Genomic DNA, 10169 nt, shown 5'->3' on the forward strand with positions numbered 1-10169 from the left:
CGACTCCCCCGCCGGCTTCGCCTGCCAGTCCTTCACGTCTCTCTCCCTCGACCCGCCGCTGGTCGCCTTCATGGTCGGCCGTACGTCGACGACGTGGCCACGGATCGCCAGGGCCGGGGTGTTCTGCGTGAACGTCCTGGCCGCCCACCAGACCGAGCTGTGCCGCGCCTTCGCGGTGAGCGGTGCGGACAAGTTCGCGGGTGTGGCGTACGACGCGGCGCCGGTGTCCGGCTCGCCGCGCCTGTCGGGTGCCGTCGCCTGGATCGACTGCGCGATCCACGCCGTCCACACCGGCGGCGACCACCTCATCGTGGTCGGCCGCGTGGACGCCCTCGGCACGGGCGCCGACGACCCGGACGGACCGCTGCTCTTCCACCGGGGGCGCTTCGCGCGGCTTTCGGACTGATCGAGCCGGTACGGATCAGGCGACGGCCAGCCGCCACAGTGACGTGACCTCGGCGGCCCGTACGGCGTGCAGCGGATCGTCCGTGTCCCGCACCCGCGCGTGGCGCGGTCGGGTGTCCAGACGGTCGACGACCCGCAGCCCGGCCCCCTCCACGGCGGCCATCAGCTCCTCCCGGCTGCGCAGCCCGAGGCGCTCGGCCAGGTCGGAGAGAACGAGCCAGCCCTCACCACCCGGTTCCAGCCGGCCGGCGAGCCCGTCGAGAAACCCGTGGAGCATGCCGCCGCCCGCGTCATAGACGCCGAGGTCCAGGTCGGAGGCGGGACGGGCGGGGAGCCAGGGCGGGTTGCACACCACGAGATCGGCGCGCCCTTCGGGGTACAGCTCGGGGCCGGTGACACGGACCGCCCGCTCGACCCCCAACCGCCGCACGTTGTCCCCCGCGCACTCCCGCGCCCGCGCGCTGACGTCCGTGGCCACCACCTGCCCGACACCCCGCCGGGCGAGCACGGCGGCGAGCACACCGGTGCCCGTGCCCAGGTCGAACGCCGTCCGCACATCACCACCACGCGGCAGCGGCGCCCGCGCGACAAGATCGACGTACTCGCCCCTCGTCGGCGCGAACACCCCGTAATGCGGATGGACCCGCGCATCCAGCGCCGGAACATACACACCCTTCTCCCGCCACTCCCGGGCACTGATCACACCCAGCAGTTCGGTGAGGGCGACGGCCATGGGCTCGCCGGACGGCACGGACGGCCCGTACGCCTCGGTGCACGCCAGTCGCACATCAGGCGCCCGGCGCAGAGCCAGTCCGTACCCCTCCTCCAACAACACGAGCAGCTTGCCGAGCACGCGGGCACGGTGAGCACGGAACCGGCGGTACAGATGAAAGGTCTCGGCCGGCGTGCCCGCCACACCCGGCGCGGCCCGGCCGACACGGCGGTCCATCGCGCGCAACAGCTGGCGCGCGTTCTGGAAATCCCCGCGCCACAGCAACGCGGTGCCCTCGCAGGCCAGCCGGTAGGCGACGGCGGCCTTCATCCGGTCGTCGGCGACGACGACCCGTCGGGGCAGGGGCAGCCCGGACTCAGAATGCCAGCGGGCGGAACGGGGCTGAGCATCGATCCAGTGAATCGTGGACACGGCAAACTCCTCGGAAGGCCGAACGCGAACGAACCTGTGACGTCACGACGCCCACGTCACCGAGGACCATGCCGAGTGTCATCGACTGACCTTTCCGAGTGGCGAAGAAGTAACCAGGTCAAGGATAGGCCGACCGCGCCTCCCGATCATCGACTCCGCGCCAGGGCGCCCCATGAGCCCCACCGAACCCACCCGAGCGACGATTTTCACGCCCCCCGGTCGGAAGGGGGCGTTTCGTCATGCTCCGATTGCTGCGAGCACCCGGCCGGCATCCGACAGGCCGTCCAGTACGAAATGGGCGCCGGCCGCGCGCAGTTCGCTCGCCGCAGTACGACCCGTGGCAACCGCCACCATCCGAACGCCGGCCTCGCGGCCGCCGATGACATCCGCTGGGGTGTCTCCAAGGAACACCGCTCCCTGCGGGGACACGGCTGACCGTTTGAGGGCGGTATGCAGCAGCTCGGGCCGCCCCTCCCCGTCCTCCCCGTACGCTCCGTCTTCGAGCCGCAGGTAGGCATCGAGGCCGAACACCGCAAGCTTCACCTCGGCAGCCTGGCGGACGTTGCCGGTCACGACGGACTGGCGCACGCCTTGGTCTGCGAGGGCCGCCAACGCCCCAGCGGCCCCGGGCAACGCGTGCCCACGCTCGCGCAGTTCGGCGGCACGGCGGACGTGTATCTCTCCCAGGGCTGAGGCGAATCGCGCGAAGAGGTCCTCGTCGTACGGGATCTCGTGCAGCCGCGCGGTCTCCCGCAGGATCACACGCTCCGTCGACCCTGTGACCGACGCCTGCTCCCGCAGCGCCACCCCCGTCACCTTCGTGAAGGCCTGTTCCCACAGCTCACGTCCGAGGCCTCGCGTCGCCATCAGCGTATGGTCGATGTCCCACAGCACCAGTTCAGGCACCAGCGTCTCCCCTCTCCACGAACCAGGCCTCCCCGCACAGCGCGCACCCTACGCTCGTACCAGGGAGCAAGGAGTAGGCGCATGGTTGCAGCAGACCTCCCCATCGGGGACAGGATCAGGCACTACCGCGGCGGGCGTCGACAGGATGCGGTCGCTGGCCTGGTCGGCATCTCGCCCGACTACCTGTCGCAGATCGAGCGGGGCCTCAAGGTGCCGTCATTGCCCATCCTGTACGCGCTGGCCCAAGAGCTGGGCGTGCCCGCCGCCGCACTGCTCTCCGAGCAGCCGCCCGCCGAGGAGGAGACGGCCGACACCGCTGAGGCCGCAGTGGGCCGTGCACTGCTGGGCTACGGCCCGGCCCGCAGCACCGAGCCCTTACCGGCGAGCGTGCTGAGGGATCGGGTGGAGGCCGCGTGGCAGAGCTGGCAGACCGCCGGCGACCGCTTCACCAAAGCGGCCGAGACCTTGCCCGGACTGGTCGCCGACGTCGAACACGCTGTACGCACCGCCCGGGCCCGGACGGACCAACTGGAGCGCCGCGCCGTACTCCGGGCTGCCGCGGACCTGTACTGCCTGCTCCGTTCGTACCTGCGCCGCACCGGCCGTGTCGACCTCGCCACCCTCGCCGCCGACCGTGCGATGCGCGCCGCTGAAGACGCCGACGATCCGCTCCGCATTGCCGCCGCCCAGTGGAACCTCGGCCACGTTCTCCTCGCCGGGGGGCAGCCCGCCGAAGCAGAAGAACTCGCGCTGCGGGCGGCCGAGCAGGTGGCCACCGCGCGGATGCCAGAGGTCGAACGGACCGCGATGGGCGGCGCCCTCCAGCTCGTCGCCGTGGTGGGGGCCGCACGCCGGCGCCGGTGGTGGGAGGCACGCGAGCGTCTGACTCGGCATGCCGCGCCTGCGGCCCGAGTAGTACCCGACGCGAGCAATATCAGCTGGACGGTCTTCGGGCCTACGAATATTGCCTTACACGCCCTGAGCATCGAAATGGAGGCGGGCGAGACCGGCGAAGCCCTTCACACTGCGGACGCCATCGACACCAGCGGGCTGCCGTCAATGGAGCGCGAGTTCACGTTCGGACTTGAGGTGGCGGCCTGCCACAGCCAGCGCCGGGACGACGCCGCCGCGCTGCTCGCCCTCCTGGGTCTGGAGGCGATCGCCCCAGAGGACCTGGCGCGGACACCGCTCGCCCGGCAACTCGTGCTGACCGTGATCCGCCGAGCGCGAGCGATGCATGCCCGGCAGGCCGAGGAGCTGGCGGTGCGCATCGGTCTCATGTAAGGGCGCCGAGCCTGTGGCTCACCCGAACTGTCAGCTCGGGTGAGATGGACCGCACCTCCCTACGGTCACGTATGTGAGACGGATCACTGCGACTGTGGAGGCCCCCGTGCCCGGCGAGACCAGCACTGACGTTGACGCTCTTGCCCTGCTGCCGCTCCCTGACGTCAACCGGCTGTCGAGGCCGCAGACCGAAGGAACGATCTGTGTGTGGTGTGGCTCAGGGTTGATCCCCTACACGGCGCGGGACCTCGGCGCCCGGCCCTGCCGGCGTGGGGGACAGATCTTCCCCCGTGGCTGCGGCTCTTGCGTCCGGGCGCAGGCGGCCCGCGTGTATGCCATCCACGTCACGCAGTGCGGCCACTGCCTCCGCAATACGCCATGCGCCGACCGCACCGCCCTACGCCACCTCGCGTCCGAGGGCCGCTCATGAGGCGCCCCACGCCGCCGCCCGTGACCGAGCTGACGTACGGCCAGTACCAGGGCTGGCACTGCTGCTGGTGCAGCGCCTCACTGCGGGGCGGTGGCGTCCCCGCAGGCATCGCCCCAGGCCAGGCAGGCGCCTACGACCTCAGCATCAACGTGTACGCCTGCGGCCCCCGCTGTCCGAAACGGCCACGGCAAACGAAGACTCCCGCTCCGGCCGGCACCTGCACAGCCTGAGCGTCGGGGCGGGCTGCTCGTTCCACACCTACGACATTGGGAGAGGCATGTTCGTTCACTCCGACCGTCTGCCCACGGGCCCGGCGATCCCGCGGGGACTCAGCACGCCCCGCCCGTGGGGGATCAGCCGCATGGCGCCCTACCCCACCATGGCCCCCGCCTACGCCCGCGCCGAGCTGGACCCGGCCACCCAGACCGCCGTGTTCTACGACACCGCCGACCAGGTCATGGAGATGGGCAAGCACAACACGTCCACCGGCACCAGCCCGTCGACCGGCACCAGCCCGGACGGCGGCAACCAGGGCGCGACGGACACCGACACGAGCGCCGACAGCGACCAGTGAGTGATCCGCGTCCGGTTGTGGTCGTGACCAGCCTGCACGACCCCACCGCCGACGTGGTGATCAGCGAGCTGCACGACCGGGACATCCCGGTCGTGCGTCTCGACTCGGGGGACTTCCCCGCATCACTGTCGGTGGAGGCAGAGATCACCGAACACGGCCTACGAGGCCGCCTCCTCACCCCCACCCGCACCGCGGACCTGGCCAACATCCGCTCCCTGTACTACCGCCGGCCGACCGGGTTCGCCTTCCCGCACCTCGACGAGCAGGACGCCCGGTTCGCCATCACTCAGGCCCGGTATGGACTCGGAGGAGTCCTGGCGTCGCTGCCCGGGTGCCTCTACGTCAACCACCCGCACCGCATCGGGGATGCCGAGTTCAAACCGGCCGGGCTGACCGCAGCAGCCGAGGCCGGGTTCCTGGTGCCGCCCACCCTCATCACCTCCAGCCCCGACGCCGCCCGCGAGTTCACCAAGGCGCACGGCTCGGTCATCTACAAACCGCTGCACAACCCGGTGTACCGAGTCGACGGCGTCTCGTCCGTTGTCACGGTCGCCGAGGTGTCCGCAGCGGACATCGACGACGACATCGCGGGCACGGCGCACCTGTTCCAGGAGCGCGTCCCCAAGGTCGCAGACGTCCGGGTGACCGTCATCGGCGCAGACGTGTTCTGTGTCCGCATCGACTCAGACCTCCTCGACTGGCGCACCGACTACAGCCGGCTGACCTACACCCCCGTCGAAGCACCACCGGGGGTCCGGCCGGCACTCCGCCGCTACATGAACTGCTTCCGCCTGGTCTTCGGAGCTTTCGACTTCTGCGTAGGCCAGGACGGCCGATGGTGGTTCCTGGAGTGCAATCCCTCCGGCCAGTGGTACTGGCTGGAGACCGAAACGGGTCTGCCCATGTGCGCAGCCCTGGCAGACCTCTTGGAGAGGAAGACGTGACCGATCAAGCACAGCTCCACCAGCAGCTCCTCGACAGGATGACGGCGAACGGTAGCCTGCGCACGGAGCCCTGGAAGCGCGCCGCCGCTGCCGTCCCCCGGCACGAGTTCCTGCGCGGCGGTTTCTTCTGGCGCGCGGTCGGCACGGACTTCACGGCGTGGGAGTCCGTACGGGCAGGTGACGCGGGCTGGCTGGAGGGCTGTTACGCGGACGAGTCGCTGGTGACCCAGATCGCCGGCACGATCGTGCCGGAAGACGTCCGTGGCCGGATCACCCGTGAGCCGACCAGCTCCAGCACGATGCCCTCCCTCGTGCTGCGCATGCTGGAGGATCTCCAGGTCGAGGACGGGCACAAGGTGCTGGAGATCGGTACCGGCACCGGCTACTCGACCGCCGTGCTCAGCGCGCGGCTCGGCGCAGGGAACGTCACCTCCATCGAGTACGACTCGCGCGTGGCGTCGCGGGCGCGGACAGCGCTCGGCCACCTCAGGACATACCCGACACTCGTCACCGGCGACGGCCTCCTCGGTCACGGCGCGGGGGCGCCGTACGACAGGATCATCGCCACATGCGGCGTACGCACCGTGCCCGGGACGTGGATCGAGCAGACCCGGCCCGGCGGCCTGATCCTGGCGACCGTCGGCGGTTGGCTCGGCTCCTCCGAGCTCGCACGCTTGACGGTCCACGAGGACGGTACGGCGTTCGGCCCGCTGCTGGGCGGCGGGGTGAATTTCATGCTCGCGCGGCCTGAGCTGCCGCCGCCGCTCGGTCTGCTTCCTGACCTCGGTGAGGGCAAAGAGCGGGAGACCGTCACCGGGGCCGACGTACTGGGCAACTGGACGAGCCGCTTCGTCGTGCAGCTTGCCGTACCGGGCGCCCAGCGCCTGACCCTGGAACGGGACGGGCACACCGAGGACGTGCTCGTCGACACGGAGACCGGCTCATGGGCCGCCGTATATGAGGACGGCGGTCAGTGGCTCGTCCGCCAAGACGGGCCGGACGCTCTCTGGGACGCCGTGGAGGAGCTGTTCGGCCGGTGGCGTGCCGCCGGTGCACCACCGCTCGACCAGTTCACCGTCAGAGTCACCCCGGAGGGCCAGACGATCCACTGGTGATCCGTCCTGCCGTCCCGCCCTTCTCCGCCACAACCTCCACAACCACCGCGATCCGCTGCGCGGACTCCGCGCGGGCGCTCCAGAAGCGGCCCCTGATCTCGCGAACTCACAAGGTCGAGGAACTCAACGGCTGGGCAGGACGAACTCGGGCTGGTCGAGCAGGCGCAGCCAGCTTCCGTCGGGCTGGCGCCGGACGACCTGTGCCCGGGCGCCGGCCCCGTCCTTCGGCGGGGTCGAGGTGAGGGCGATGTCGCCGCTGACCAGCGTCGGCAGCGGTGGTTCCGGCTCGAAGCGGGGACGGTTGGCCAGCACCTTTTCCCACAGCGCGCGGATCGCCTCCCGGCCCACCGTCTGCTCGCCGGGCGGGTACGCCAGCACCGCGTCCTCTTCGTAGAGTGCGGCGACCCCGGCCGCGTCACCGGCGTTGGAGCGTTCCACGAACAAGCGGGTGATGTCTTCCGGCCGCATGGCCTTCTCGTACTCCGGCACGGGTACCTCCTGACGTCGGGCTTCAGCGCTTCCCAGCCTGGGGACCCGCCTACCAGAAGTCCAACAGATGGTTCTTCTGGAAACTAGAATTGCCAGTCATGGAAATGAGGCAGCTGGAGTACTTCGTCGCAGTCGCCGAAGAACAGAACTTCACGCGGGCGGCGGAGCGGGTCCACATCAGCCAGTCCGGCGTCAGCGCCCAGATCCGCCAACTGGAGCGCGAACTCGGCGCCGAGCTGTTCCACCGGTCGGCGCGTACCGCCACCCTCACCGTCGCGGGAAAGGCCGCGCTCGAACACGCCCGCGCCGCGCTCGCCGCAGCCGATGCGGTCGGCCAGGCGGTGGGTGAGGTCACCGACCTGATCCGCGGTCGGCTCACGGTCGGGATGGTCATCGGCTGCACCGTCACGCCGCTGTTCGACGCCCTCGCCACCTTCCACCGGGCGCATCCGGGTGTGGAGCTCTCCCTGCTGGAGGACAACTCCGACCGGCTCGTCGAGGGCGTACGTGCCGGCACTCTCGACCTGGCTCTCATCGGGACCGCGACCGCCACCCCCAACGGGCTGGACGCGCTGACCATCATCAGCGAGCGGCTCGTCGCGGCAGTTCCGGCCGGGCACCCCCTGGCGCGAAAGCGACGGGTCACTCTGCGCGACCTGGCCGCCCACCCCGTCGTGTGCATGCCGCCCGGTACCGGCCTGCGTGCAGTCTTCGACCGCGCCTGCGCCGCTCAGAGCCTCCAGCCCGAGATCGCACTGCAAGCCAGCTCCGCGGATGCCATCGCCGACCTCGCCGCCCGCGGGCTCGGCGTCGCCGTCCTCAGCGACTCGATGGCCGCGAACTACCGCGACCGGCTCACCGCCCGCGCGATCGATGACGTCGAAACACCAGCGCTGCTCGCCCTGGTCTGGAAGAGCCCGCACAGCCCCGCCCTGCGCGAGTTGCTCCTGCACAGCCGACAAGCGTTCACCGAGCCCGACCCTGCTTGAGCGGAACACCTTCGACCCTGCGACTGCACGGCGAGGTGTCGGCGACGAAGACCCATCGCGGCAGGCGTGCCGCCCGCCCACTGGCCGGTGAGGCTGTTTGGATCGACGCGGGCCTGACCCGGAGCCGACTACGTTCGCGTCAGGGTCCTCCACCTTCGTTGCACAACCCACGTCAGCGCGAGCCAGGGCGTGGAGGCCGCCACGAGGGCGAGCAGCCAGCCTGCCCACGTGGATGTGTGGAAGAACGCGCCAGGCAGGAGAAAGAGGACGCCCATGCACAGGACCAGTGCTGCTGGACCGTGGACGTCTGTGCGGAATCTGCGAACAGAGTGGATCCGGTCACGGCGGCTCATTGCGAAGACACCAGCGGTGAAGATGCACAAGAAGAACGTCAGGGCCCAGATCCAGATGAGTGCCAAGCCGCTGGAGAAAAACCCGTTGTCGTTGTGACGCACGCCCAGAGTGGGGCGACCAGGGGCGTACATGACCGCTACCGTGTCGCCCTTGACCGGCTTGCCGACCGTCGTCGCACCGTGGACGGTGACGGTGCGGGCGCCGTCGTCGAACGGCAGAGTCACCATGACATCCGCGGCGTACTCGTCCACGTCGTTGATATTGACCCCGGTCGGATCTGGTTCGTCGAGGACCTTCTCGATGGGAATTTCGTACGCGCCTCCGCCGGCCGCGTAGACCTCTGACACCCAGCGGCCTTGCTCACCGTCCGGGCCGACCGCCTGGACCAGTGCCGCACCGCTCGCCAGCGGGATGGCGAGGCCAAGAAGGATGGGCAGAGTGCGGGACGGACGGCGTTCCCGCTGCCTGGCCTTGTCGAGGACGACTGCGTCCGTGCGTGGCGAACGGACCGATGCCGTGATCCACATGAGCACGCACAGGAAGGTGCAGCTGATCAGCGCGAGCCGGAGATCCCGTACATCTGCGTCTGGCGGCAGCGGCAGGACGCCTACGATCAAAGTGGCGTAGCAGGCCACCATGAGCAGCATGCCGGTCAGCCGGGTCCATGGTGTAGAACGCCGCTGCGGCTGTGTGCGATACACCCGCGCCCTCCCCCGGCCATCGGCGCATTCACAAGCTTTCGGCCTCGGACATCACCTCCGCGCCGGTGATCAGATGGTAGCCCTCGTCTTATCAGGCTCCCAGGGTGATTGAGACCATCGTGTTCGACGTCGGCGAGACGATTTCGAACGGAGTGGTTTCAGCGGGTAGTTGAGGTGGCGCAAGCCGAAGAACGCCACATCGGCGTACTGGACGTCATGGCCAAGGACACAGCCGCCATCCGCCTCTACGACGTGCAGACCGTACAAGGCGAGAGCCTTGACCTCAAGAGAGGTTGAGTTTCTACGGTCGGTCTCGTCGAACCAACTCAGGCAAAGACGGAGGGACCGGCCGTGGAGTACTCGCACAACGACGCCGCACTGATCCAGCAGCCCATCGGCTACTGGAGTTGGGCCGCCTTCAATGCTGTCGTCACCCGCACCCGGGCCGCCCTCGCAGGGATCGGCACCACCCAGCCGCAATGGTGGGTCCTTGCGCAGGTCGCACGAGCCGACACCGTGAAATCTCGCGACGAGGTGGCCCACCTCCTCGAGAACTACCTCGACACGGGCCTGGAAGCCATGGAACGGGAGATCGACAGGACCATCGCCCAGGGCTGGATCAACGAGGACTCCGAAGGATGCCTGAGCATCACGGCGGAGGGCAGGGCGTTCTACGACAAGGCCGCGGCGCTCCAGGTCGAGCTGTGGGCGGAACGGCACGCGGGCATCTCCGACGAGGAGTACTTGACCACCCTCAAGGTGCTGCAGCGATTCATCCACAACACCGGCGGGCGTGCCTGGCACCACTAGGTTCTCTCTTTTCCGCTCTCAGGC

11 protein-coding genes are annotated in these 10169 nt (G+C 69.6%); 7 read left to right on the top strand and 4 right to left on the bottom strand.

The window, feature by feature from the left end; translation table 11 throughout:
* Nucleotides 1-406: flavin reductase family protein (locus tag CA983_RS34075; RefSeq protein ID WP_143645622.1), on the top strand; the 406-nt coding region annotated here is incomplete at its 5' end.
* A 15-nt stretch (nucleotides 407-421) separates the two neighbouring features.
* On the opposite strand, the gene CA983_RS34080 is transcribed toward CA983_RS34075, so the two are convergent.
* The gene (locus tag CA983_RS34080; RefSeq protein WP_086604639.1) at nucleotides 422-1549 is read right to left on the bottom strand and encodes a methyltransferase; all 1128 of its coding nucleotides are present in this window, start codon (nucleotides 1547-1549) and stop codon (nucleotides 422-424) included.
* 237 nt (nucleotides 1550-1786) lie between these two features.
* On the bottom strand, nucleotides 1787-2455 hold the full coding sequence (locus CA983_RS34085) for an HAD family hydrolase (protein ID WP_086604640.1): 669 nt from the start codon (nucleotides 2453-2455) through the stop codon (nucleotides 1787-1789).
* Between the two features lie 81 nt (nucleotides 2456-2536).
* Here CA983_RS34085 and CA983_RS34090 point away from each other — a divergent pair, with 81 nt between their 5' ends.
* The 4 genes from CA983_RS34090 to tgmC all read left to right on the top strand — a co-directional run bounded on the left by CA983_RS34090 (nucleotide 2537) and on the right by tgmC (nucleotide 6802).
* A complete protein-coding gene (locus CA983_RS34090; protein ID WP_086604641.1) occupies nucleotides 2537-3739 on the top strand; it encodes a helix-turn-helix domain-containing protein in 1203 nt (400 codons plus the stop codon).
* Nucleotides 3740-4446: 707 nt separating this feature from the next.
* Nucleotides 4447-4743 carry a putative ATP-grasp-modified RiPP gene (tgmA, locus tag CA983_RS34100; RefSeq protein ID WP_086604643.1) on the top strand — a complete coding sequence of 99 codons (297 nt, stop codon included), beginning with the start codon at nucleotides 4447-4449 and terminating at the stop codon, nucleotides 4741-4743.
* A complete protein-coding gene (gene tgmB, locus CA983_RS34105) occupies nucleotides 4740-5687 on the top strand; it encodes an ATP-grasp ribosomal peptide maturase (RefSeq protein WP_086604644.1) in 948 nt (315 codons plus the stop codon). Before tgmA ends, tgmB begins: the two co-directional genes overlap by 4 nt.
* Complete coding sequence (gene tgmC, locus CA983_RS34110) at nucleotides 5684-6802, top strand: ATP-grasp peptide maturase system methyltransferase (protein ID WP_244207212.1); 1119 nt, start codon at nucleotides 5684-5686, stop codon at nucleotides 6800-6802. Before tgmB ends, tgmC begins: the two co-directional genes overlap by 4 nt.
* Nucleotides 6803-6925: 123 nt before the next feature.
* Here tgmC and CA983_RS34115 read toward each other — a convergent pair whose 3' ends face one another.
* The gene (locus tag CA983_RS34115; protein ID WP_086604645.1) at nucleotides 6926-7291 is read right to left on the bottom strand and encodes a YybH family protein; all 366 of its coding nucleotides are present in this window, start codon (nucleotides 7289-7291) and stop codon (nucleotides 6926-6928) included.
* Nucleotides 7292-7389: 98 nt separating this feature from the next.
* Between CA983_RS34115 and CA983_RS34120 the strand changes: the two genes are divergently transcribed.
* Nucleotides 7390-8280, top strand: coding sequence for a LysR family transcriptional regulator (locus CA983_RS34120; protein WP_086604646.1), 891 nt, complete (start codon nucleotides 7390-7392; stop codon nucleotides 8278-8280).
* A 128-nt stretch (nucleotides 8281-8408) separates the two neighbouring features.
* On the opposite strand, the gene CA983_RS34125 is transcribed toward CA983_RS34120, so the two are convergent.
* On the bottom strand, nucleotides 8409-9335 hold the full coding sequence (locus CA983_RS34125; protein ID WP_143645623.1) for a hypothetical protein: 927 nt from the start codon (nucleotides 9333-9335) through the stop codon (nucleotides 8409-8411).
* A 351-nt stretch (nucleotides 9336-9686) separates the two neighbouring features.
* Here CA983_RS34125 and CA983_RS34130 point away from each other — a divergent pair, with 351 nt between their 5' ends.
* Complete coding sequence (locus CA983_RS34130) at nucleotides 9687-10145, top strand: MarR family winged helix-turn-helix transcriptional regulator (protein ID WP_086604648.1); 459 nt, start codon at nucleotides 9687-9689, stop codon at nucleotides 10143-10145.
* Nucleotides 10146-10169: the final 24 nt, after the last annotated feature.

This window comes from Streptomyces swartbergensis, from assembly GCF_002148965.1.
GTDB lineage: Bacteria > Actinomycetota > Actinomycetes > Streptomycetales > Streptomycetaceae > Streptomyces > Streptomyces swartbergensis.